Below are 21,663 nucleotides of genomic sequence, written 5' to 3'. Positions count from 1 at the left end.
GTGTGCGCAGGAACAAAGCTTGGCAGGTGCCGTTGGCCTCATCAGCAAGGTTTGAGCGGAGCATGGCAATGACAGGACGGAAAGTGCGCATCGGGGTGGTCGGCGTGGGAAACTGCGCATCTTCGCTGGTTCAAGGCCTGACCTATTACCGTGATGCCGACGGCAATGAGCCCGTGCCCGGATTGATGCATGTTAATCTGGGCGGCTATCATATTTCCGACATCGAAGTCGTCGCCGCTTTCGATATTGCCAGCACCAAGGTCGGTCGCGACGTGGCCGAGGCTATCTATGCCGCGCCCAACAATACCAAACGCTTCGCCGATGTGGCGCCCACCGGGGTGATTGTGCAGCGCGGCAATACGCTTGATGGCATCGGCAAGTACCTCAAAGACGAAATCACGGAGGCCGATGCGCCGGTAGCCGATGTGGCGGCCGAATTGCGCGACGCGGAAGTGGATGTGCTGGTTTCCTACCTGCCCGTAGGCTCGGAGATGGCTAGCCAGTTTTACGCCGAAGAGGCGCTCAAGGCGGGTTGCGGCTTCGTCAATTGCATCCCCGCCTTCATCGCCTCCAAGCCGGAATGGGAGCAGCGCTTTGCTGCCGCCGGTCTGCCGATCGTGGGCGACGACATCAAGAGCCAGGTGGGTGCCACCATCATCCACCGCATGCTGGCCAATCTGTTCCGCGACCGTGGCGTGCGGCTCGACCACACCTACCAACTCAATTTCGGCGGCAATACCGACTTCCTCAACATGCTGGAGCGCGAGCGGCTGCAATCCAAGAAGATCAGTAAGACCCAGGCAGTCACCAGCCAGTTCGATGTGCCGCTGCCGGCCGACGATGTGCATGTTGGCCCGAGCGATCATGTGCCGTGGCTGACCGACCGCAAATGGGCCTATATCCGGCTCGAGGGCACGACCTTCGGCGGCGTGCCGCTCAATGCCGAGCTCAAGCTCGAGGTTTGGGATTCGCCCAATTCGGCCGGCGTGGTGATCGACGCGGTGCGCTGTGCCAAGCTGGCGCTGGACCGTGGCATTGGCGGCGCGCTGGTCGGGCCCTCGAGCTATTTCATGAAATCGCCGCCCCGCCAGTTCACCGATGACGAGGCCCGCCGGCGCACCGAGGATTTCATTGCCGGGGCGGACGAACCCTTGCTCGGAGCCGCCGAGTGACCAGCACAATCTATCTGCTGCGCCACGCCGCCCATGACCAGGTGGCCAATTATCTGGCCGGCCGCGCACCGGGTGTGCGGCTCGGGTCCGACGGATTGGCGCAGGCCGAGCGGTTGGCAGCGCGGCTGGCGCGGGAGCCCTTCGACGCGCTCTTTGCCAGCCCGCGCGAGCGCGCCCAGCAGACCGCTGCCGCCGTGGCGGCGGCGCGGGGGGACATGGCGGTGGAGACGGTCGAAGCTTTGGACGAGGTAAATTTCGGCTCCTGGTCGGGCTGCACCTTTACCGAACTGGGCAAGCGCGAAGACTGGCGCCGCTGGAACGCCTTGCGCAGCATGGCCGAGACGCCAGCCGGGGAGACCATGCTGGACGTGCAGCGCCGCGCCATCGGCTTTATCCGGCACATCACCGCCCGCCCCGGCGACGCCCGCCTGGCGCTGGTGAGCCATGCCGACGTGATCCGCGCCATTGTCGGCCACGTGCTTGGCCTGCCCATTGATGCCTGGCAGCGCTTCGATATTGCGCCCGCTTCGATCACCACGCTGGCGATCGGCGAGTGGGGCGGCAAGCTTTTGACGCTCAACGAAATCACCCCATGATCCCGAAAGGCAACCCCATGACACTGTCCGCTGCCGAAATACGCCAGCAGGTCGAGGCGCTTGGCCCATGGTTCCACAATATCGAGCTGGGTGGCGTGCGCACCGCCCCCGAGCATTTCCTGGGCGATTACCCCAACATGAAGTGGCAGAAATTCGCCCATGCCATTCCGGCCGATCTGAGCGGCAAGAGCGTGCTCGATATCGGTTGCAATGCCGGGTTCTATTCGATCGAAATGAAAAAGCGCGGCGCCGAAAGGGTGCTGGGCGTGGACTTTGACGATGTCTATCTGGAGCAGGCGCGCTTTGCCGCCCAGGTGGCCGAGGCTGATATCGAATTCCGCAAACTGTCGGTCTACGATGTCGGGGCGCTGGGCGAAAAGTTCGACGTCGTGATCTTCATGGGCGTGCTGTATCACCTGCGCCATCCGCTACTGGCGCTGGACCTGATCCGCGAGCATGTCGCGGGAGACCTGCTGGTGTTCCAGTCCATGCAACGCGGCAGTTCCGAGATCTTGCCGCTGGCGGAAAACTACCCGTTTTCGGATGCGGCGCTGTTCGACGATCCGGGCTTTCCCAAGCTGCATTTCATCGAAAACCGCTATGCCGATGATCCCACCAATTGGTTTGTGCCCAACGCGGCCTGCGCCGAAGCTATGCTGCGCAGTGCCGGTTTCGAGATCACCGCGCATCCCGAAGCTGAGGTCTATATCTGCCGCACGACGGAGCGGCCGGCCCAGGCTTTTCCGATCTATCCGAGCCAGGGAGGCCGAGCATGATCGAAGCAGCAATGATCTGGAACGAGCCCAATAACAAATCGCATTGGGACCCCGAAATCGACCCGGACTGGATGCGGTTCGGCCAGATGGTCAACCTGGCCGCCGAGGCGATTGCCGGGGCCAATCCGGGCGTGACGCGCGTGCTGGGCGGCATTTCCCCGATCGATCCCGGCTTTATGACCCGGATGAAGAGTTATGGCGTGCTGGACCGCGTCAACGCCGTGGCGGTGCATGGCTTTCCGCTCGACTGGAACTTGTGGCAGATCCACGATTGGCCGCAAAAGCTGGAGGAAATCCGCGGCGTGACCGATTTGCCGATCTGGGTGAGCGAGGTGGGTGTCTCCACGTTCGGCGCCGAGGAGGTGCAAGTGTGGGGGCTTAGGCGCACGGCCGAATTGCTCAAGGGCAATGCCGCTCGCATCCAGTGGTACAGCCTTTATGACCTGCCGCGCGAATGGGAGGCGACCACCCGCCATCGCGAGGCCGAGGGCTCCTCCTATTACCGGCATTTCTACATGGGGCTGCTGCGCGAGGACGGCACGCCCAAGCCGGCCTTGGACGAATTTGCCAGGCACGTGCCGGAAATGGGCCTCGTGCAATGGTTTCATTACCAGGACCACCGGCTCGACGATGCCGTAGCCTGGATGAAACGGCTGGGCGTGACGCATCTGCGCACGGGCCTGTCCTGGGCCGACAGTTTCCGGCCGGACGCGCTGGACTGGTTCGACCGGCAAATGCAGGCGCTCGAAGACTTCGACGTCACGGTGACATTCTGCTTCACGCCGGAACATCGCGGCGTCGCCCCGCACCATACCAGCGCGCCCCAAGTGCCCGAGGAATTTGCGGCTTTCTGCGCGCAGATGATCGAGCGCTATGCCCCGGCAACGGCCGTTCGGGCATCGGCGCCGGTCGAGACGGGGCTGCGGCTCTAGTCGTTACGGGTGGTCAGCCGCAGCCAGCGTGCCACGGCGCCCATTCTGCCCCGGCCATAGGCGAGGCCGTGATAGAGGCGCAAGGCGGCGCGAGCCCAGCTCAGGTAAATCACGGGCGCATGCTGCCAGCGCGCCAGCCGAAACATGGAATGGCTCCAAGCGCTGATGGCGTAGCGCAGACGGTAGATCAGCTTGCGGCGGAAGGGCAGAGCGTTGCTTGGCGCCACACGTTTGCGCGGCCTTAGGCCCCCGCGACGCCAGGTCAGGCGGTAGGCCAGGCCTTCGCGGCGCTGCCGCAGACCGGCCGCTTGCGTGGCGGCGACATAGTCGGCATCAACCCGGCTCAGCTCCAGCCTGCCTTGGGCAATGCCGGCTTGCACGATGTCGTGCAGTTCGGGCATGCGAACCACGACCACATTGGTGCCGCGCCAATCGGATGAATAGGGCTCCACCCACGCATCTCCGAAAGAGATATCGGCGGTTTCCGCCATGACATCGTCGCACCAATTGCAGGCGGAGTTCTGGAAGAAGCCGGCGCCCCAATCTCCATCGGCCAAGTGAAACCAATCCTGCTGGCGCACCTCGCCATCCCTCAGCGTCAGTTGGGCGGTATACCAATTGGCGGGCCGCTCCGGCCCCTTGAGCCGGAATTCGGGCCGGGCCACCGCTTCGGGCACGGTGTGCATCTGCCAGGCAAAGCTCTCCACCAGCCTTGCGCTTTTCATGTGGCCGCAGAACAGGCCCAGCGTATAGGCGATGCGCTCGCGCAGGACCGCATCTTCCGCCCGCAACAGATGGACCGCCTTGATGAAGCAGGGAATGCCGACAATGGCATAGCGCCCCGGCACGGTCCGAATTTCAGCAAGAATGCCCGAGAGCTCGACGGGGTAGTAGCGGGATTTGGCCCCGGCAAGGATATCGTCGGCGGTGCGGGATATCGCATAGCGGAAATGTAGGCCATCCGTGGCGGGTCGCACATGCGCCACGCCATCGATCAGGCCGCGCCGCAGCAATTCGGCGGCGACCCAGCTGACCATGCCGCCCGAACTGCCGTTCTGCCGATAGCCGCCCTCCGCCACCGCGCCGACATAGGCGGCGGTGAAATAGCCGAGGCGAGCATCGACTTGCGGGGTGGCGGCAAAGCGCCGGGAAGCCAGCTCATCCTCATTGGACGCAGCAGACGAAAAAGGGCAAATCCTGCCGAATGCCGCGCTGCGATCCCGTGTGCCGGAACCGGCGGGCTTGAACTGGCCATAGGCGTCCAGCGTCATGTGAGCGTTCGATCCCGCCGCACAGGCGCCGCAGCCGATGCACATGCCAGACGCGATAATCTGGCGCGGACTGATCGCGATTTCAGGCGAGGACGGCATCGAGATAGGCCTCCGACTCGGCCCGCAGCGAGGCAATGCGGCGCGCGATAAGCGGATCGAGAGGCTGCGTCAGGATATGGTCATAGCGACACTCATCGGCGCTTTCCAACACCATATGCGCCTCGGCCCCCAAAGCCGCGACCAGATCGCGCACCTTGTTGAAGCGATAGTCCGAGGGCGCGGTGGCAAAGGGCTTGCCGTTGATCACCGCGAAGACGCAGCCGTGGAAAAAGTTGGTGATGACCGCCGCCGAGCCGGCCATCAGGGCAGCGAATTCAAGCGGGCCGGCATCGATGCGCTGCATGTCGGCCCAGGGATTGTCATAGCCCACGCTGAGCAGTTGCAGATCGCGCCGCTGCGCCCAGCCCGTCACCGCGCGGATCAGCCAATCCGGAAAACCATGACCGTAGACGAGCGCATATGGCCGTTCGTCTACAGCCGCCTTCGGCACGAGATGGGCGAACTGCAGAACGGGATCGAGCACGAGGGGCGGCCGCATACCAAGCGCGGTTTCGACAATGTCCTGCGAATTGCGGTCCCGCACCGATATCGCGTCGAATCGGCTCAATTGCGCGGACCAGTATGGGTCCAGCGCGCCCGATTGATTGCCAAAACTTGCCGCATAAGCGGCGAGCCGGCCGGCCCTGAAGCCTTCGCCATAGAACAGCGCCTTGCCCCCATACCAGGGATGACTAAGATTCCACACTTCGTCGCTACCCACCAGCACCAGATCGTATGGCTCGCTCTGTTCGGGCGCCTGCAACGGAAAAGGCGGCGACAGCGGCAGCGCCTCGAAGGCGGCGAAGAACTTCCGGGTTTTGGCCCGATAACGAGCGTCCTGCGGCGCCTCGGGAATGGGCCGCAGGGCGCAGCGCCATTCGGCCAGGTTGATGCGGCTCGACTGGTGATCGAGCAGCACTGCGTCATGGCCGCGTTCGCGCAGGCCTTCAACGAGGCATCTTGCCTGCCAATAGGAGCCGTAATTGATGCAGCGGTGAAAGGTCAGCACGCCGATGCGCTGGGGCGGGGTCATGCGGATTACCGCGCATAGATGCGGTCGAGCACGTCGGCCACGATGGTGAAATCCTCGGCCGACGCATCGAAGCCGCCACCAGCACGGAGCTGGTTTGCCCAGGCCGTGGCCGCCCGGCCGGGCCAGGCGTCGGGCGGTTCGGACAGCGCCACGCTGCTCGTGCCGCTATGGTGATAGGCAGAAAAGTCGAGGAAGGAACCCCGCATATTGGCCATGCTCGCGCCCCCTTTGGTGCCGTAGAAATCGGCGCCGATGACCGCGTCGCGTCCAGCATGCAGGTGCCATGAGCAGGAGATGCGCACCACCGTTCCGGTCGCCAGAGTAAGCGTGGCGGTGGCGAAATCCTCGACCGTATCGCCATCGCGGGCGATCGGTGCGCCCCGGCTGAACAGGTGGCCGGTGACCGAAGTCACGTCTGGAAAACCCAGCGTCCACAAAGCCAGATCGACCAGATGCACGCCCAGATCCATGACGCAACCGCCGCCAGACAGCGCCTTGTCGAAAAACCACGGCTTATCCGGTCCATAGGCGTTGTGGAACACCAGATCGGCCGCAAAAACCTCCCCCAGCGCGCCAGATTGAACCAGATCGCGGATCTGCCGCATGCCCTCGGTATGGCGGTAGGACAGATCCACCCCCAGCACCCGATCCGCTTGGCGCGCAGCAGCCACCACTGACGCCACCTCGGCCTGCGTGCGACCGAGCGGCTTCTGGCAGAAGACCGCAAGGCCACGCTCCAGCGCCCGGACGGACTGCTCGGCATGCAGCGCGCTGGGCGTGGCGATGACCAGCCCATCGAGATCATGTTCCAGCATCTCGTCCAGGGATGCCGCAACCATGGCATCCGGCGCCAGCTCTCGGGCCGCGTCCACCATGGCGGGCGACGGATCGGAAATCATTGCCGGGACGATCAAGCCGTCTTCTACCAGCGAGCGCATGCGGATCAGGCCGATGCGGCCGGTGCCGAGAAAGCCCACCCGCGGCGCGCTGGCGCGCACAGAATCTGCAGCCGGCATCATGGATAAAGCACCAGCGCCTTGAGGAAGCCATCGGGCCGGTCCCGCGTGGCATTGAGCGCTGCATCGAGCTGGTCCAGCCCGTAACGGTGGGTATAGAGCGGCATCGGATCGAGCCGGCCATCGGCCACCGCGGCAATCGCCTCGCGCACGCCCTGGGCATAGATTGCCGGATCGCGTTCATGCGCATTGATTACATCCAGGCCACGCCAGTTCCACAGCTGCATATTGACCTGGCGCGGACCATCCTGGTGGTAGCCGGCGATGACCAGCCGGCCGCGTTCGCGCGTGAGTTCGGCGGCAAGATCGAGTGGCCATTGCTTGCCGGTGGCCTCGATGACCCGGTCGCAGAACTGCCCGCCGGTCAGCTCCTTGACCTGTTCGATGATCTGCCAGTGATCCTGCATGGCAATGGTGTGCTCGGCGCCCAGTCTGTTGGCCAGATCCAGCGCGAACGGCCGGCGGGCAATGGCAATGACGCGGGCGCCGGTGGCAATTGCCAATTGCGTCAGCAGCGCGCCCAAAAAGCCGATGCCGACGATAGCGACGGTCTGGCCAGGGGAAATTCCGGCGCGCTTGAAGATATTGATCGCGCAACCCAGTGGCTCGCCGGGAAACGGCATATCGTCCAGCTCGGGCGGCAGTTTGACCACGGCATCGGCCTCGGCAATGTCGTGGCTGGCATAGCTGTGATAGGACAGCGTGGCGACGCGATCGCCGATAACCAGATCAGTCACGCCCGCTCCCACGGCGTCGATAATGCCCCAGCCTTCATGGCCCAGCCCGCCCGGTTCGGTGGGAAATTTCATCCAGTCCGGTCCTGCCCATGGGGTGAGATTGGACGCACAGACACCACAACCTTCGAGCCGGATGCGAACCTGGTCAGGCCCCGGCAGGGGCAGCTCATGGGTCTCGATCCGGAACAGGCCTGGTCCGGTCACCACGGCGGCCTGCAGCTGTTCGGCGGGGAAAATGGCACGGTTCATGGCGCCGCCCCTCAATCGCGATTGACGAATTTATTGAAGCGGCTCTTGCCGCCGTCGCTGGTCTGGTCCTGGTAGAGAAAGGCCAGCTTGTTCTCGTCGAAAATCTGGAAGAACTCGTCCCAGGAGATTTCTTCCAGATTGTCCTCGGGCTCGCCAAAATCGATGCGCAGGATGCCGCCCTTGCCCCCGGTATCCACCTTGGCGGGGTGGCCATATCGCGCCTCGGCCCATTTGCGGATCTCGTCGTGGCTGGTCGTGGTGTTGGAACTGCTCATGATAATGCTCCTTCGGTCATGCGGGTGAGGCGGCGACGCGCAGGCTGCCTGCGGCGCCCTGCCCGCGCCTGATCTGGGCGGATGGCGCTGCGGGAAGGCCAAGGCCCTGGTAATCCAGCCCGGCGCGGACGGCCTCCTGCGCTACAACGATATTGCGGAAATCGAGCAGCAGCCGGCCGCGCATCACCCGGGCAAGCTGCGTCAGATCGAGCGTGCGGTATTCGTCCCATTCGGTGAGGATTACCGCGACATCGGCGTCGCGGGTCGCCGCCAGCGCAGTGTCGTGCCAGTGGGCAGCGGCCAGCAGGCGCTTGGCGGCCCCGGGTTGGGGGTCGTGGGCATGCACCTCCAAGCCCGCCTCGATCAGCCGCGGCACGATGGTCAGCGCCGCTGCCTCACGGACATCGTCGGTATTCGCCTTGAAACTGGTGCCCAGAATGGCCACGCGGCCATGCCGAGGCACGGCGTGGATGATCCTTTGGGCCAATGCGCCCTTGCGGGCTTCATTGCCTTCGATAAGTGCTTCGATCAGGGGCTGGGGCCGGCCATATCGCCGCCCGGTGCTGGCAAAGGCGCGGGTATCCTTGGGGAAGCATGAGCCGCCAAAACCGGGGCCGGCGGCCAGAAAAGCGGTGCCGATCCGATGATCGCGGCCGATGCCGTCGGCCACGGCCTTTACATCCCCGCCCAGCGCCTCGCACAGGTCGGCCACGTCGTTGATGAAGCCGATCTTGAGCGCCAGCATGGCGTTGGCGGCATATTTGATCAGCTCGGCATTGACAGTGCGCGTCGCCAGCAATGGCACCCCGGCCCGGGTCAGGGGGCGGTAGAGCGTGCGCAGCAATGCCTCGGACTGCGCATCATCGACGCCGATAATGATGCGGTCGGCATGCAGGAAATCCTCGATGGCCGAGCCTTCGCGCAGGAATTCGGGATTGGAGGCCACCGCAATATCGTCGCGGCCGCGCCGCGTGTCGACCAGCCGTTTCAGTCGCTGCGCCGTTCCGGCGACCACGGTGGATTTGACCACAAGCACCGCACCCTCCGATAGGTAGGGCGCAATGTCGGTGGCGGCGGCCTCGACATAGGAGAGGTCGATATCGCCATCTTCGCTCGAGGGCGTGCCCACGGCCAGGAATACCGCGTTTGCCGTGCCGACCGCCTGTTTGGCGTCGCATGCAAAGGCCAGCCTGCCAGCCTGCATCTGGGCCTTGATGAGGTCGCCCAGGCCCGGCTCGTAGATCGGGGTTTCGGCGCGGTTCAGCGCGGCCACCCGGCCGGCGTCGATATCGCAACACGTCACCTGATGGCCGAGTTCGGCCAGACAGGCACTGGTGGTCAAACCGACATAACCCGCGCCCAAAATTACGATTTTCATAGGTATCGCCTTCGATCCAGTCTGTGACAAACGCCTGGAGCAGCAATTCACCACACGAAAGCTTTGTTCCTTGACGCGGCGGGCAGGACCACTGGCCGATCGGACTAGCAGAGGCAGCGGTTTTGCCGTGGGGCCACACAGCAAGGGACTCCATGGCCAGCCCGAGGGGTTGCGCCCCGAGCGAGGACCAGACTGCGGTTTAACTCAGGATAAAACCCCGGCCGCTGCGGCTTTGCGCCTGCCGATTGCCGGCAAACAGCCATGAGAAGGGGCGGGGCAACGGATTCACTGCGCTTTGCGGCGACCGCCGGCACGAACACGGGGCCACAGCGCCGGGCCGGGCCGGAACTCTGCTCCCGCACGCAGGCTTACTACCGCAGCTACTTACCTTTGCAGTGGGCATCATGAAACAGATTTTGATCACCGGCGGCTGCGGTTTTATCGGGCGCCATGTCACAGAAGAATTGCGCGAACAGGGCTATGGCGTTCGCATTCTCGATAGCCTGATCGACCAGGTCCACAGCGATGCTGCCGCCGCAGTGCCCAACGGTGTCGACCTCATCCGCGCCGATGTCCGCGACAAGGCGGCGCTGGTGGAGGCGCTGGACGGCATTGATGGCGTGATCCATCTGGCGGCCGAAGTCGGGGTCGGCCAATCCATGTACGAGATCGCCCGCTATGTCGGGGGCAATGATCTGGGCACTGCCGTCCTGCTCGAAGCCATGATCGACATGCCCGTGCGCCGTATCGTGGTTGCCTCCTCGATGAGCGTCTATGGCGAGGGCCTCTATCAAACCAGCGCCGGCGACAGCATCGACTCGGTGCGGCGGCGCAGCGTCGATATCAAGGCGGGCCGCTGGGATCCGGTGGGGCCCGATGGATCTGCGCTGGTTCCCGCCCCTACCGACGAGCAAAAGCCGGTCGATCTCGCCTCCATCTACGCGCTTACCAAATATGCGCAGGAGCGTGCGGTGCTGATCTTTGGGGAGGCCTACGGCGTGGACGCCGTAGCGCTGCGCCTGTTCAACGTCTTCGGCCCCGGCCAGGCGCTCTCCAATCCCTATACGGGCGTCCTGGCCAATTTCGCTTCCCGGCTGATCAACGGCCAGCGGCCGATGATCTTTGAAGACGGCAGGCAAAGGCGCGATTTCGTGCATGTCCGCGACGTGGCCCGCGCCTTCCGGCTGGCGCTGGAACAACGCGAGGCGGCCGGGCATGTCATCAATATCGGCAGCGGCAATGCCTATGCCATTGCCGACGTGGCCACCATGCTGGCCCGCGCCATGGGCGTACCCCAGCTCGAGCCCGACATCATGGGCAAGGCGCGATCTGGCGATATCCGCAACTGCTTTGCCGACATTTCCAAGGCGCGCGACCTGTTGGGGTTCGAGCCGCGCTTCCGCCTGGAAGACTGCCTGGACGAGCTGGCCGATTGGGTGCGACAGGCGCAGGCAGTGGATCGCGGTGCGGAGATGAAGCGGCAACTCGAAGAGCGAGGCTTGGTTTCATGACCAAAGCAACACCAACAAAATTCGACGGTCCGATCGTCATAACCGGCGGCGCGGGCTTTATCGGCAGCAATTTGGCCGATGCGCTGCTCAGCGATGGCGACGCGGTGACGGTGCTGGACAATCTGAGCCGTGCCGGGGTCCGCGAGAACCTGGATTGGTTGCGCGAGCGGCACGGCGACCGCGTGCAGGTGGCCATTGCCGATATCCGCGATCCGGCGGCCATCGATCCAGTGCTTGCCGGTGCCAGCGCGGTTTTTCATCTGGCAGCGCAGACTGCCGTTACCACCAGCCTGCACGACCCGGTCGAGGATTTCGACGTCAATGCGCGGGGCACGCTCAATGTGCTCGAAGCCGTTCGTAAGGCCGGAAGGCACGCGCCGGTGATCTTTTCGAGCACCAACAAGGTCTATGGCGGGTTGGACGATTTGCGCCTGTTCGAGCTGGATGGGCGGCATGCTCCGGCCGACGAATTGATCCGCGTGCGCGGCATCAATGAGGACCGGCGCCTTGAGCTGTGCACGCCCTATGGCTGCTCCAAGGGCGTCGCCGACCAATATGTGCTCGATTACCAGCGCTCCTACGGCATTCCCACCGCGGTGCTGCGGATGAGCTGCATCTATGGGCCGCGCCAGTTCGGCACCGAGGACCAGGGCTGGGTCGCGCATTTTCTCATCCGCGCGCTGCGGGGCGAAACGATCACCATTTACGGCGACGGCAAGCAGGTGCGCGATATCCTGCATGTCAGCGACGCGGTGGCCGCCTACCGCGCGGTGTTGGCCAGCATCGCCAAGGTGCATGGCCGCGCCTTCAATCTGGGCGGCGGTCCGCGCAATGCGGTCAGCCTCAATATGGTGCTGGCCGAAATCCAGCAGCTTACCGGCACGCCGCTGACGCTGCGCCATGAGGCCTGGCGCGAGGGCGACCAGCTCTATTTCGTGGCTGAAACCAGCCGGCTAAAGGCCGAACTGGGCTGGCGGCAGCGCATCGGCTGGCGCGATGGGCTGCGCGATCTCGCCGCCTGGCTCGGCCACCGCGAAGGGCGCCCGATGGCGCAACAGGTGCGGGCATGAGCGCGGCCCTGTCTCCCGCCGTATCGGCGACGCCGCCGCATATCCTGATGACCCTCGATGCCGTTGGCGGCGTGTGGCGCTACGCGATGGACCTTGCGGCAGGCATGGTGCGGCACGGCTTCGCCTTCACTTTCGTTGGCCTGGGCCCCGCGCCCACGCCGGCCCAGCGCGCCGAAGCGGAGCGGATCGGCCAATTGATCTGGCTCGACGCGCCGCTCGATTGGCTGGCCGAGACAGAGGCTCAGCTCGACCGCATCCCGGACGTGCTCGCCGCCCTGGTCGAGCAACAGCGCATCGATCTCGTCCATCTCAATCTGCCCTCGCAAGCCTGTGGGCTGGCGCTGCCGGTGCCCACAATCGTGGTGTCGCATTCCTGCGTCGTCACCTGGTTTGCGGCCGTGCGGCAAGACCCCCTGCCCGCCGATTGGCAATGGCAATCGCGCCGCAATCGGGCCGGCTTTGACGCCGCCGATATGGTGCTGGCGCCCAGCCAAGCGCATGCGGACCTGTTGCGCCAGAGCTATGGTCCGATCGAGAACCTGTCCGTCGTCCATAATGCCTCACGTGCCGGCATTGCCCCCACCCGCAAGCACGCAAAGATCTTTGCCGCCGGCCGCTGGTGGGACGAGGGCAAGAATGGCGCATTGCTCGACAAGGCGGCGCGCTGCTCGGTATGGCCGGTCGCTATGGCGGGCGCCTGCGCCGGTCCCAATGGCCAACAATTCCATCCCCGCAATGCGCGTAGTTTGGGCGAATTGCCCCATGCGGCGGTAGCGCAAGCCATGGCCGAGGCGGCGATCGTTGCCTCGCCATCACGCTATGAGCCCTTCGGGCTGGCGGCGCTTGAAGGCGGCAAGGCCGGTGCGGCGCTGGTCCTTGCCGATATTCCGACCTATCGCGAATTGTGGGACGGGGCGGCGCTGTTTGCCGCGCCGGACGATGCCGCAGGCTTTGCCCACGCACTCAATCGGCTGGCGGGTGACGATGCGCTGCGGCACGAATTTGCGGCGCTGGCCCGCCAGCGATCAGGCCGTTTCGGCCCCGAGGCGCAATGCGCTGCCATGCGCGCGGTCTATGGGCGCCTGTTGCAATCACCCTCGGCATTGGAGGCGTGAATATGCATTTCGTGTTCTACACCCATTCGCTGGTCTCGGACTGGAACCATGGCAATGCCCATTTCCTGCGCGGCGTCATGCGCGACCTGTTGCGGCGCGGCCATTCGGCCATTGCGCTCGAGCCGGCGGATTCGTGGAGCCGACAGAACCTAGTCGAAAGCCAGGGGCGCCAGGCCGTGGAGCGGTTCGCCACGGACTTTCCGGGCCTGCAATCGCAACAATATGGCGCGGACTTCGACCATGCCGCCGTGATCGGCGACGCCGATGTGGTCATCGTCCACGAATGGACCGATCCGGCGCTGGTGGCGCGCCTGGGGCAAATCCGCCGCAACAGCGCCCGCTTCACCTTACTGTTCCACGATACCCATCACCGGGCCGTCTCGGCACGGCAGGATATCGCGGGCCTGATGCTGGAAGATTATGATGGCGTGCTGGCGTTCGGGGAAACGCTGCGGCAGCGCTATCGCGAGGCCGGCTGGGGCCGCCAGGTGTTTACCTGGCACGAGGCGGCGGACGATGCATTGTTCCATCCCCTCCCCGATATCGAGCGCACCAAAGACCTGATCTGGATCGGCAATTGGGGCGATGGCGAGCGCAGCGCCGAGATCGATGAATTCCTGATCCGGCCGGCGGCGGCGCTTGGCCTGTCCGGTACGGTACGTGGCGTGCGCTACCCCGACCATGCCTTGGCGGCCGTGCGGAAGGCGGGCCTCAACTATGGCGGCTGGATCGCCAATGCCGATGTGCCGCAGGCCTTTGCGCGGCACAAGGTAACCCTCCATATCCCGCGCCGGCCCTATGTGGAATCGCTGCCCGGCATTCCCACTATCAGGGTATTCGAGGCGCTGGCCGCCGGTATTCCCCTGCTCTCGGCGCCCTGGGACGATGCGGAGGGCCTGTTCCGTCCGGGCCAGGACTTCCTCTTCGCCAAAACCGGGCAGCAGATGCAGGACCTGCTGCGAGAGGTCATTTCCGACCCCAGCCTGGGCCGTCAACTCGCCACCAATGGGCTTGAAACCATTCGTGCCCGCCATACCTGCCGGCACCGCGTCGATCAATTGCTGGCCATCCTCACCCGGACCGGCAGCGCCCGCACGGTCAGCAAGGCCGGCGCCCTGGAGACCATGTCATGAAAATCGCATTCTATGGATCGAGCCTTCTTTCGGCCTATTGGAACGGCGCTGCCACCTATTATCGTGGCATGCTGCGGGCACTGGCCGAGAAGGGTTACGACATCACCTTCTACGAGCCCGATGTCTTTGAACGGCAGCAGAACCGCGATATCGAGCCACCCGATTGGTGCCGCGTGGTGGTCTACGAAGGTAATGTCGAGGCCCTGATGCAGGTGACCGCCGAAGCGCGGCAGGCCGATATCGTCATCAAGGCCAGCGGCGTCGGCTTCGAGGATGACCTGTTGCTCGAACTGGTGCTGCAGCACGCGGCACCGGATGCGCTACGCATTTTCTGGGACGTAGACGCCCCGGCCACCCTGGCCGAGTTGCGCAGCGATCCCAACCATCCCCTGCGCCAGGCGCTGCAATCGATCGACCTGGTGCTCACCTATGGCGGCGGCGAGCCGGTGATCGCGGCCTATCGCGAAATGGGGGCTCAGGATTGCGTGCCGATCTACAATGGTCTCGATCCACACACCCATCACCCCGTCGCGTCCGATCCACGCTTTGCCGGCGATCTGGGATTTCTGGGCAATCGCTTGCCCGATCGCGAAGCGCGGGTCGAGGAATTCTTCCTCATCCCCGCCGTGCGCATGCCCTCGCAGCGTTTCCTGCTGGGCGGATCGGGCTGGGCCGACAAGGCCATGCCCACCAATATCAGCTATCTGGGCCATGTCGGCACGGCCGAGCACAACGCCTTCAACGTCTCGCCCAAGGCGGTGCTCAATATCTCGCGCGCCAGCATGGCCGAAACCGGCTTTTCTCCGGCCACAAGGGTGTTCGAGGCGGCGGGGGCGGGCGCCTGCATCATCACCGACCATTGGGAAGGGATCGAACTGTTCCTCTCGCCCGATGACGAGATCCTGGTGGCGCGCGACGGGCAGGATGTCAGCGTGATCCTGGGCGAACTCACGCCGGAGCGGGCCCGCCAGATCGGCGCGGCGGCCATGGAGCGGGTGCTGCGCGAGCACACCTATGCCCATCGCGCCGAGGAGGTGGACCGCGTGTTCCGCTCGGCCGCGCGCCGGCAGGTGGAGGCGGCCGAATGAGTGCGCGCTATGACATCGTCATAATCGGGCTGTCACTGTCCTCGTCCTGGGGCAATGGGCATGCCACGACCTATCGCGCCTTGATCCATGGATTGCGCGCCCATGGCAAAAGGGTGCTGTTCCTCGAACGCGACGTGCCCTGGTACGCCAATAATCGCGACCTGCCCGATCCCGATTTCTGCGCCCTGGCCTATTATGACAGCGTCCAGGACCTGCTGGCGCGCTACACGCCGCAACTGAAAAATGCTGGCGCGGTCATCGTGGGTTCCTATGTGCCCGACGGCATTGCGGTGATCGACACCCTAAACAAGATGGCCCTACCCAATTGGCATTTCTACGACATCGACACGCCGGTGACGCTGGCCAGGCTTGCCCGCGGCGAGGAGGAATATCTGGCCGCCCGGCAGATTCCGCTATTCACCAGCTATCTGTCGTTTTCCGGCGGGCCGACGCTCGAACGGCTCGAACGGCAATTCGGCGCTCGCTCGGCGCAGGCGCTCTATTGCTCGGTGGATGCAGATCGCTACGGGCCGACGGGGGAAGCCCAGCACTGGGACCTGGGCTATCTGGGCACCTATAGCCCCGATCGCCAGCCGGTACTCGAGCGACTGCTGATCGAGCCGGCAAGGCAATTGCCCGACAGGCGTTTCGTGGTGGCCGGGGCGCAGTTTCCGGCCGATATCGATTGGCCTGCCAATGTAGAGCGCATTGAGCACGTGCCGCCGTCCGAGCACTCTTCGTTCTACAACCGGCAGCGTTTCACGCTCAATGTCACCCGCGCCGACATGGTCGCTGCCGGCTGGTCGCCCAGTGTCCGCCTGTTCGAGGCCGGCGCCTGCGGTACCCCGGTGATCAGCGATATCTGGCCCGGCCTCGATCGCTTGTTTCCCGCCGAGGCCATCGTCCTCGCCAGCGACAGCACCGATGTGGTTCGCGCCCTGCGCCAGACCACCGCGTCCCAGCGCCAAGCCATGGCCACAGCCGCCCGTCGCCACGTGCTGGCGCGGCACAGCGCCACTGCCCGCGCCGGCGAACTGCTCGCCATGCTCGGTGCGAGCGCTATCCGTTCATCCGCCTGAAAGGCTCGTCCGATGCACATTTCCAAACCCAATATGACCATTCTGGTCGCCGGCGGCGCCGGCTTTGTCGGCTCCCATCTCTGCGACGCGCTGCTGGCGCAAGGCCATCGCGTCATCTGCGTCGACAATTTCCAGACCGGCTCGATTGCCAATGTGCAGCCGCTGCACAATCATCCGGGCTTCCGGCTGATCGAGGCCGATATCTGCGATCCCTTCGCTGCTGACGAGCCGATCGACCAAGTTTATAATCTGGCCTGCCCGGCTTCGCCGCCGCAATATCAAGCCGATCCGATGCATACGATGATGACCAGCGTGGTGGGCACGGGCAATCTGCTGCGCCTGGCCGAACGGCACGGCGCCAGTTTCCTGCAGGCCTCGACCAGCGAGGTCTATGGCGATCCCGAGGAGCATCCCCAGCGCGAGGATTATTGGGGCCATGTCAATTGCACCGGCCCGCGCGCCTGCTATGACGAGGGCAAACGCGCCGCCGAAACGCTGTGCTTTGACATGCTGCGCGCCGGCCGCGTCGATGCCCGGGTGGTGCGCATCTTCAATACCTACGGGCCGCGCATGAGCCCCAATGATGGGCGGATCGTCTCCAACCTGATCGTGCAGGCCGTGCGCGGGCAACCGCTGACCATTTATGGCTCGGGCGAGCAGACCCGCTCCTTCTGCTATGTCAGCGATCTGGTGGCTGGCTTGATCGCTTTGATGAATGTCGACCCCAATCCGGGCCTTCCCGTGAATATCGGCAATCCGGGCGAATTCACCATTAGCGAGTTGGCCGAGTTGGTCCTCGAGATGACCGGCAGCAGGTCCAAAATCGTGCATCGCCCCCTGCCCGAGGACGATCCGCAGCGCCGCCGTCCCGATATCGAGCGAGCCAGGCAAGTGCTAGGCTGGGAGCCGCGGCTGCCGCTCACCGAAGGGCTGGCCTTGACCATTCCCTGGTTTGCCGAACGGTTGCGGGAGCCGCCGCCCGCGCGGCGCAGCACGAGACAGTCCGTCGCTGCGGCGCCATGGTGAGGCTCCGATGGCCGATGACATTCCCGAGCCGGTGGCGCGCAATATAGCATCGATCCGGCAATGGCAGGCCGAGCGGCAGGCCAAGCGCGGCACCAGCGACAAGATTGCCGATGCGATCAGCCGGTTTGCCGGCAGCATGCCCTTTGTCTACCTGCATCTGGTGATTTTCGGGTGCTGGGTTATTGCCAATCTGGGCTGGGTTCCGGGTGTGCCGCGCTGGGACCCCACGCTGGTGGTGCTGGCCATGGTCGCCTCGGTCGAAGCGATCTTTCTGACCAGCTTCGTGCTGATCAACCAGAACCAGATGACACTGGAAGCCGACGAAAAAGCTGAATTGGATCTGCAGGTTGGCCTGTTGAACGAGGGCGAAACCACACGGCTGCTCGCCATCACCCAGGCCATCGCCGAACATCTGGGCGTCACCAGCGGGGTCGAGCAGGAGCTGGACGAATTGCGCAAGGAAACCCAACCCGGCGTCATTCTGGACGCGGTCAAGCATGGCTCCGGCAAACCTGGTGCGTGAAGCGCAGCTTGCCAAATCATGTAATAATTTCAACGTTTAAAGATATGGCGGAGAGAAAGGGATTCGAACCCTTGAGACGGTTCCCCGCCTACACACTTTCCAGGCGTGCGCCTTCGACCACTCGGCCATCTCTCCGCATCGCCTTATCCCCGGGCTGGAATCGCCGGAGGGGCCGGCTGGTGGGCCGACGCGAGCGAGGCGCAATATACTTATCAGCGGCCTGGGCGCAAGGGATCACGTCAAAGAGATGACGATTGTTTTTCCCCGGGGCATTCCCATCTTGTAGGCAGACCCGTGGGCATGGCAAAAGAATGCTTGTGCACGGGAGGAACGGGTAAGCCGGCTACACCTTATCCCCGTCCAGCACAGGGAACGGGAATGCGGCTGATCTTGAGAATTGCCGGCACCTGGCTGATCGGCCTGGCGCTGGTTCTATTGGTTATCGATGGGACCCGCTCGCTGGGCGCCAATGCCGTGATGTTCACCAGCCTTGCCGATGCCTGGACCAGCCTGCATGAACCGAGCCTTGGCGCGGTACGGGCGTTCCTCGATAGCCGGTTCTTTGCCGAACTGCTGGAGCGGGCGCTCGATGCGCTGCTGACCTATCCGGCCTTTGCGGTGTTCGGCGTGCCGGGCATCGTGCTGGCGCTGGCCGGGCGGACGCCAAGGCGCGAACGCTTCGTGCGGCAAGATCAGATCTGACCCCGTTGGCCTATTTGGCATGAAAGGAAAGCATTCTATGTTCTTCAAATCCAAGCCGACGACCATCCCCTCCGCCGCCGAGGCCCTGCCGGGCCGCATCACGCAAATGCCCGTGGCCGCTCAGCATTTTGTCAATGGCGCAGCGCTCAAGGGTCCCTATCCCGCCGGCGCCGAGACCATCTATTTCGGGCTGGGCTGCTTCTGGGGCGCCGAGCGGCTGTTCTGGCAATTGCCGGGCGTGATCGTGACGGCCGTGGGCTATCAGGGCGGCAGCACGCCCAATCCGAGCTATGAAGAAGTGTGCTCGGGCCAGACCGGGCATACCGAGGCGGTCAAGGTGGTGTACGACCCCAAGGCGATCAGCCTCGATAGGCTGCTCAAGACCTTCTGGGAGGAGCACAACCCGACCGAAGGCATGCGGCAGGGCAATGATGTGGGCACGCAATATCGCTCGGCCATCTATACCACGACGCCCGAGCAGGCGGCTGTGGTCGCGGCCAGCAAGCAGGCCTATCAGGACGCCTTGCGGGCAAAGGGCCTGGGCACCATCACCACCGAGATATCCCCGGCCGGTGAATTCTATTATGCGGAAACTTATCACCAGCAATATCTGGCGAAGAATCCGAACGGTTATTGCGGGTTGCAGGGCACCGGCGTGTCCTGTCCGATCGGGACGGGCGTAACAGCCGCCGCCGAATAAAGGCGACGGTTCCTAGGGGCAAAAAGAACGCCGATCCGGGTCACCGGATCGGCGTTTTGGTTAACGGACTGTTAGCATTGAGCATCACCATTCCTGCCATCCTGCAGCGCGCCGCGTTCGAGGCGTTCATCTTGAGCCTGCCCGGCACAAATCTGGTGCGGCAATGGGGCGATGCCTCGGTGGGCAAGGTCGGCGGCAAGATCTTTGCGCTGCTCAATACCGAGCCAGGCGCGGTGTCGCTCAAGGTTTCGGACATGGCCTATGAGTTGCTGACCGAGCTGGAGGGGATCCAGCCGGCGCCCTATCTAGCGCGAGCGGGCTGGGTGGCGATCAGTGCCGCTTCGCCGCTGAGCGAGGATGAGATCAGGGCCTATATCAGCGAGGCGCATCGGCTGGTGACGCTTCGGCTGACACGGAAGGTGCGGGCGGAATTGGGGCTGGGGTGAGGGCTAAGCTCGAAAGCCAGCTCTCTTAACCCACGACGTCATTCCCGCGCAGGCGGAAAGCTCTGTTTTCTTTGCCCCGGCACCCCGAAACGGAGGTTCCCGCCTGCGCGGGAATGACTCCGTGGGGGGTGGCAAAAAGAAAAGGGCGGCAGGTTGGTGCCGCCCAGTTATCAGGGAGAAAACGAGCGCGCGCTTTAGCGCGCGAGGCAACCCGCGCTACGCGCGAGGCTGGGGAACAATGCGCAGATAGGGCTTCAGTTCCTTCCAGCCTTCAGGGTATTTGGCCTTGGCGGCTTCGTTGGAAACGGCGGGAACGATGATGACGTCCTCGCCCTGCTTCCAATTGACCGGGGTGGCAACCTGGTGCTTGGCGGTGAGCTGCAGGCTATCGATGACGCGCAGGACTTCATCGAAATTGCGGCCGGTGGAGGCCGGGTATTCGATCTTGAGCTTGACCTTCTTGTCCGGCCCGATGACGAAGAGGCTGCGCACGGTCAGCGTATTGTCGGCATTGGGATGGATCATGTCATAAAGGCGGGCGACTTCGCCCTTGGTATCGGCCAGCAGCGGGAAATTGAGCGCGGTGCCCTGGGTTTCCTCGATATCCTTGGCCCAGCCGGCATGATCCTCGAGCTTGTCGACGGAAAGGCCGAGCGCCTTGACGCCGCGCTTTTCAAACTCGGGCTTGAGCTTGGCGGTATAACCCAGCTCGGTGGTGCAGACCGGGGTGAAATTCTTGGGGTGGCTGAACAGCACGGCCCAGGAGCCATCGATATAATCGTGGAAATGGATAGTGCCCTCGGTGGATTCGAGGGTGAAATCGGGGGCGGTATCGCCAATCAGAATGGCCATCGTTGATCCTTGTGCGCCTGAACGGGTGATCGTCTGGTTAGGCAAAGAGTATCGTATTGCGGGCCGCCGATAGAAGCGGCGCGGCGCGAAATCTTTTTATGTTGTCGGCTGGCGGAACGCCATGGCGTTCCAATGGGATGGCATGGGACAGGATGGGGGCGGAAATGGCTTGGAAGCCACGATCCAATCCCCTCCCTCAAGGGGGAGGGAGGCAGATCGGGGCTCTCCTGGGGCTACTCTCTTACTGCGTGTTGACCGTGGCCGGGGTGGAGGCGGGGGTCGGGGCGCCATTGGTCCAGGTGACGGCTTCGCCATTGAGCGGGATGACCGAGAGGCTCATCTTGCCCGAGCCCTGCTGCAATTCGCGGGCATGGCCGAGATAGATCAGGGAATTATTGGCGGCATCGTAAATGCGGGTGACGCGCAGCGACTTCCAGATCAGCGAGCGTCCTTCGCGGAAGATTTCCTCGCCACCGGGGCGCAGCGAAATATTGCCGATGGTGAGCGGGCCGACCACCGAGCAATCGAGCGCGGAATAGGAGGGGTCCTCGAACCAATTGCCCTGGCTGATGCGGTCGATGAAGGAGCGGTTGAAATAGGCCAGGTGGCAGACCACGCCCTCTACCCCCGGATCGGCCAGCGCATCGATGGCAATGTCATTGCCGGTCCAATCGACGCCGACAGAGCCCACGGTGCGATTATCGCCGCAGGCGGCGAGGGAGACCGCCGCAAGGGCGGCAAGAGCGAGAGCGGCGAGACGGTTCATGCGCAGGGTCTCCGTGGGTTGCGGGGTATAAGTGGGGGAGTTTGGGCGGCTCGACAAGTGGTGGGCGCTGGACCGACGGCACTTGGGCCTCCCTCCCCCTTGAGGGGAGGGTTTGGGG

22 protein-coding genes, 1 tRNA gene and 1 pseudogene are annotated in these 21,663 nt (G+C 64.1%); 15 read left to right on the top strand and 9 right to left on the bottom strand.

Annotation, left to right across the window (positions count from 1 at the left end):
* The first annotated feature begins 68 nt into the window (after positions 1-68).
* Genes ACI3KW_RS07565 through ACI3KW_RS07550 form a run of 4 tightly spaced genes read left to right on the top strand, consistent with a single transcriptional unit; the run spans position 69 to position 3,476 of the window.
* Entirely contained in the window at positions 69-1,172 is a 1,104-nt protein-coding gene (locus tag ACI3KW_RS07565; protein ID WP_404847567.1) for an inositol-3-phosphate synthase, read from the top strand.
* Entirely contained in the window at positions 1,169-1,768 is a 600-nt protein-coding gene (locus tag ACI3KW_RS07560) for a histidine phosphatase family protein (RefSeq protein ID WP_404847566.1), read from the top strand. Before ACI3KW_RS07565 ends, ACI3KW_RS07560 begins: the two co-directional genes overlap by 4 nt.
* Before the next feature lie 17 nt (positions 1,769-1,785).
* Complete coding sequence (locus tag ACI3KW_RS07555; RefSeq protein WP_404847565.1) at positions 1,786-2,544, top strand: TIGR04290 family methyltransferase; 759 nt, start codon at positions 1,786-1,788, stop codon at positions 2,542-2,544.
* The gene (locus ACI3KW_RS07550) at positions 2,541-3,476 is read left to right on the top strand and encodes a beta-xylosidase (RefSeq protein ID WP_404847564.1); all 936 of its coding nucleotides are present in this window, start codon (positions 2,541-2,543) and stop codon (positions 3,474-3,476) included. The genes ACI3KW_RS07555 and ACI3KW_RS07550 overlap by 4 nt, the downstream gene beginning before the upstream one ends.
* On the opposite strand, the gene ACI3KW_RS07545 is transcribed toward ACI3KW_RS07550, so the two are convergent.
* The 6 genes from ACI3KW_RS07545 to ACI3KW_RS07520 are packed head-to-tail and all read right to left on the bottom strand — an operon-like array spanning position 3,473 to position 9,534.
* On the bottom strand, positions 3,473-4,846 hold the full coding sequence (locus ACI3KW_RS07545; RefSeq protein WP_404847563.1) for a Coenzyme F420 hydrogenase/dehydrogenase, beta subunit C-terminal domain: 1,374 nt from the start codon (positions 4,844-4,846) through the stop codon (positions 3,473-3,475). The genes ACI3KW_RS07550 and ACI3KW_RS07545 overlap by 4 nt on opposite strands.
* Positions 4,830-5,879, bottom strand: a complete 1,050-nt coding sequence (locus ACI3KW_RS07540; RefSeq protein WP_404847562.1) for a polysaccharide pyruvyl transferase family protein — start codon at positions 5,877-5,879, stop codon at positions 4,830-4,832. The genes ACI3KW_RS07545 and ACI3KW_RS07540 overlap by 17 nt, the downstream gene beginning before the upstream one ends.
* 5 nt (positions 5,880-5,884) lie before the next feature.
* Positions 5,885-6,898 (bottom strand): Gfo/Idh/MocA family protein, encoded by a 1,014-nt coding sequence (locus ACI3KW_RS07535; RefSeq protein ID WP_404847561.1) that lies wholly within the window; start codon positions 6,896-6,898, stop codon positions 5,885-5,887.
* Positions 6,895-7,881, bottom strand: coding sequence for a zinc-binding dehydrogenase (locus tag ACI3KW_RS07530; protein WP_404847560.1), 987 nt, complete (start codon positions 7,879-7,881; stop codon positions 6,895-6,897). Before ACI3KW_RS07530 ends, ACI3KW_RS07535 begins: the two co-directional genes overlap by 4 nt.
* Before the next feature lie 11 nt (positions 7,882-7,892).
* Positions 7,893-8,156 carry a hypothetical protein gene (locus tag ACI3KW_RS07525; RefSeq protein WP_404847559.1) on the bottom strand — a complete coding sequence of 88 codons (264 nt, stop codon included), beginning with the start codon at positions 8,154-8,156 and terminating at the stop codon, positions 7,893-7,895.
* Between the two features lie 16 nt (positions 8,157-8,172).
* Positions 8,173-9,534 (bottom strand): UDP-glucose dehydrogenase family protein, encoded by a 1,362-nt coding sequence (locus tag ACI3KW_RS07520; protein WP_404847558.1) that lies wholly within the window; start codon positions 9,532-9,534, stop codon positions 8,173-8,175.
* Between the two features lie 404 nt (positions 9,535-9,938).
* Here ACI3KW_RS07520 and ACI3KW_RS07515 point away from each other — a divergent pair, with 404 nt between their 5' ends.
* From ACI3KW_RS07515 to ACI3KW_RS07480, 8 genes and pseudogenes are all read left to right on the top strand, one after another.
* Positions 9,939-11,045: an NAD-dependent epimerase/dehydratase family protein gene (locus tag ACI3KW_RS07515; RefSeq protein WP_404847557.1), complete on the top strand. Its 1,107-nt coding sequence runs from the start codon at positions 9,939-9,941 to the stop codon at positions 11,043-11,045.
* Between the two features lie 5 nt (positions 11,046-11,050).
* Positions 11,051-12,115 (top strand): annotated as a pseudogene (locus ACI3KW_RS07510) (NAD-dependent epimerase/dehydratase family protein); the annotation flags it as partial.
* Entirely contained in the window at positions 12,112-13,230 is a 1,119-nt protein-coding gene (locus ACI3KW_RS07505; protein WP_404847556.1) for a glycosyltransferase family 4 protein, read from the top strand. The pseudogene ACI3KW_RS07510 and the gene ACI3KW_RS07505, both read left to right, overlap by 4 nt.
* A 2-nt stretch (positions 13,231-13,232) precedes the next feature.
* Positions 13,233-14,363, top strand: coding sequence for a glycosyltransferase (locus tag ACI3KW_RS07500; protein WP_404847555.1), 1,131 nt, complete (start codon positions 13,233-13,235; stop codon positions 14,361-14,363).
* Entirely contained in the window at positions 14,360-15,451 is a 1,092-nt protein-coding gene (locus ACI3KW_RS07495) for a glycosyltransferase (protein WP_404847554.1), read from the top strand. The genes ACI3KW_RS07500 and ACI3KW_RS07495 overlap by 4 nt, the downstream gene beginning before the upstream one ends.
* The gene (locus ACI3KW_RS07490) at positions 15,448-16,530 is read left to right on the top strand and encodes a glycosyltransferase (RefSeq protein WP_404847553.1); all 1,083 of its coding nucleotides are present in this window, start codon (positions 15,448-15,450) and stop codon (positions 16,528-16,530) included. Before ACI3KW_RS07495 ends, ACI3KW_RS07490 begins: the two co-directional genes overlap by 4 nt.
* Positions 16,531-16,542: 12 nt before the next feature.
* Positions 16,543-17,556 carry a UDP-glucuronic acid decarboxylase family protein gene (locus ACI3KW_RS07485; protein ID WP_404847552.1) on the top strand — a complete coding sequence of 338 codons (1,014 nt, stop codon included), beginning with the start codon at positions 16,543-16,545 and terminating at the stop codon, positions 17,554-17,556.
* A 7-nt stretch (positions 17,557-17,563) separates the two neighbouring features.
* Positions 17,564-18,079, top strand: a complete 516-nt coding sequence (locus ACI3KW_RS07480) for a DUF1003 domain-containing protein (protein ID WP_404847551.1) — start codon at positions 17,564-17,566, stop codon at positions 18,077-18,079.
* A gap of 45 nt (positions 18,080-18,124) precedes the next feature.
* Here ACI3KW_RS07480 and ACI3KW_RS07475 read toward each other — a convergent pair.
* Positions 18,125-18,214 (bottom strand) — tRNA-Ser (locus tag ACI3KW_RS07475).
* Positions 18,215-18,457: 243 nt separating this feature from the next.
* On the opposite strand from ACI3KW_RS07475, the gene ACI3KW_RS07470 reads away from it, so the two are divergent.
* From ACI3KW_RS07470 to ACI3KW_RS07460, 3 genes are all read left to right on the top strand, one after another.
* Positions 18,458-18,781, top strand: coding sequence for a hypothetical protein (locus tag ACI3KW_RS07470; protein WP_113120983.1), 324 nt, complete (start codon positions 18,458-18,460; stop codon positions 18,779-18,781).
* A gap of 37 nt (positions 18,782-18,818) precedes the next feature.
* Positions 18,819-19,481 carry a peptide-methionine (S)-S-oxide reductase MsrA gene (gene msrA / locus ACI3KW_RS07465; RefSeq protein ID WP_404847550.1) on the top strand — a complete coding sequence of 221 codons (663 nt, stop codon included), beginning with the start codon at positions 18,819-18,821 and terminating at the stop codon, positions 19,479-19,481.
* A gap of 77 nt (positions 19,482-19,558) precedes the next feature.
* Positions 19,559-19,927 (top strand): MmcQ/YjbR family DNA-binding protein, encoded by a 369-nt coding sequence (locus tag ACI3KW_RS07460; protein WP_404847549.1) that lies wholly within the window; start codon positions 19,559-19,561, stop codon positions 19,925-19,927.
* A 216-nt stretch (positions 19,928-20,143) separates the two neighbouring features.
* On the opposite strand, the gene ACI3KW_RS07455 is transcribed toward ACI3KW_RS07460, so the two are convergent.
* A complete protein-coding gene (locus ACI3KW_RS07455) occupies positions 20,144-20,779 on the bottom strand; it encodes a peroxiredoxin (RefSeq protein WP_113120981.1) in 636 nt (211 codons plus the stop codon).
* A 241-nt stretch (positions 20,780-21,020) separates the two neighbouring features.
* On the bottom strand, positions 21,021-21,545 hold the full coding sequence (locus ACI3KW_RS07450; RefSeq protein WP_404847548.1) for a CreA family protein: 525 nt from the start codon (positions 21,543-21,545) through the stop codon (positions 21,021-21,023).
* Between the last annotated feature and the right edge of the window lie 118 nt (positions 21,546-21,663).

Origin of the sequence: Devosia sp. ZW T5_3 (assembly GCF_044987315.1) — a bacterium.
Lineage (GTDB): Bacteria > Pseudomonadota > Alphaproteobacteria > Rhizobiales > Devosiaceae > Devosia.
Note: the sequence above shows the minus strand (reverse complement) of the source record. Positions and strands in the feature narration are given on the sequence as shown.

What these genes read in the sequence shown, in the direction of transcription:
- ACI3KW_RS07565 (WP_404847567.1), top strand. Translation starts at nt 69, where the DNA reads ATGACAGGACGGAAAGTGCGCATCGGGGTGGTCGGCGTGGGAAACTGC.
- ACI3KW_RS07555 (WP_404847565.1), top strand. Translation starts at nt 1,786, where the DNA reads ATGACACTGTCCGCTGCCGAAATACGCCAGCAGGTCGAGGCGCTTGGC.
- ACI3KW_RS07550 (WP_404847564.1), top strand. Translation starts at nt 2,541, where the DNA reads ATGATCGAAGCAGCAATGATCTGGAACGAGCCCAATAACAAATCGCAT.
- ACI3KW_RS07545 (WP_404847563.1), bottom strand. Translation starts at nt 4,846, where the DNA reads ATGCCGTCCTCGCCTGAAATCGCGATCAGTCCGCGCCAGATTATCGCG.
- ACI3KW_RS07540 (WP_404847562.1), bottom strand. Translation starts at nt 5,879, where the DNA reads ATGACCCCGCCCCAGCGCATCGGCGTGCTGACCTTTCACCGCTGCATC.
- ACI3KW_RS07535 (WP_404847561.1), bottom strand. Translation starts at nt 6,898, where the DNA reads ATGATGCCGGCTGCAGATTCTGTGCGCGCCAGCGCGCCGCGGGTGGGC.
- ACI3KW_RS07530 (WP_404847560.1), bottom strand. Translation starts at nt 7,881, where the DNA reads ATGAACCGTGCCATTTTCCCCGCCGAACAGCTGCAGGCCGCCGTGGTG.
- ACI3KW_RS07525 (WP_404847559.1), bottom strand. Translation starts at nt 8,156, where the DNA reads ATGAGCAGTTCCAACACCACGACCAGCCACGACGAGATCCGCAAATGG.
- ACI3KW_RS07520 (WP_404847558.1), bottom strand. Translation starts at nt 9,534, where the DNA reads ATGAAAATCGTAATTTTGGGCGCGGGTTATGTCGGTTTGACCACCAGT.
- ACI3KW_RS07515 (WP_404847557.1), top strand. Translation starts at nt 9,939, where the DNA reads ATGAAACAGATTTTGATCACCGGCGGCTGCGGTTTTATCGGGCGCCAT.
- ACI3KW_RS07505 (WP_404847556.1), top strand. Translation starts at nt 12,112, where the DNA reads ATGAGCGCGGCCCTGTCTCCCGCCGTATCGGCGACGCCGCCGCATATC.
- ACI3KW_RS07500 (WP_404847555.1), top strand. Translation starts at nt 13,233, where the DNA reads ATGCATTTCGTGTTCTACACCCATTCGCTGGTCTCGGACTGGAACCAT.
- ACI3KW_RS07495 (WP_404847554.1), top strand. Translation starts at nt 14,360, where the DNA reads ATGAAAATCGCATTCTATGGATCGAGCCTTCTTTCGGCCTATTGGAAC.
- ACI3KW_RS07490 (WP_404847553.1), top strand. Translation starts at nt 15,448, where the DNA reads ATGAGTGCGCGCTATGACATCGTCATAATCGGGCTGTCACTGTCCTCG.
- ACI3KW_RS07485 (WP_404847552.1), top strand. Translation starts at nt 16,543, where the DNA reads ATGCACATTTCCAAACCCAATATGACCATTCTGGTCGCCGGCGGCGCC.
- ACI3KW_RS07480 (WP_404847551.1), top strand. Translation starts at nt 17,564, where the DNA reads ATGGCCGATGACATTCCCGAGCCGGTGGCGCGCAATATAGCATCGATC.
- ACI3KW_RS07470 (WP_113120983.1), top strand. Translation starts at nt 18,458, where the DNA reads ATGCGGCTGATCTTGAGAATTGCCGGCACCTGGCTGATCGGCCTGGCG.
- msrA (WP_404847550.1), top strand. Translation starts at nt 18,819, where the DNA reads ATGTTCTTCAAATCCAAGCCGACGACCATCCCCTCCGCCGCCGAGGCC.
- ACI3KW_RS07455 (WP_113120981.1), bottom strand. Translation starts at nt 20,779, where the DNA reads ATGGCCATTCTGATTGGCGATACCGCCCCCGATTTCACCCTCGAATCC.
- ACI3KW_RS07450 (WP_404847548.1), bottom strand. Translation starts at nt 21,545, where the DNA reads ATGAACCGTCTCGCCGCTCTCGCTCTTGCCGCCCTTGCGGCGGTCTCC.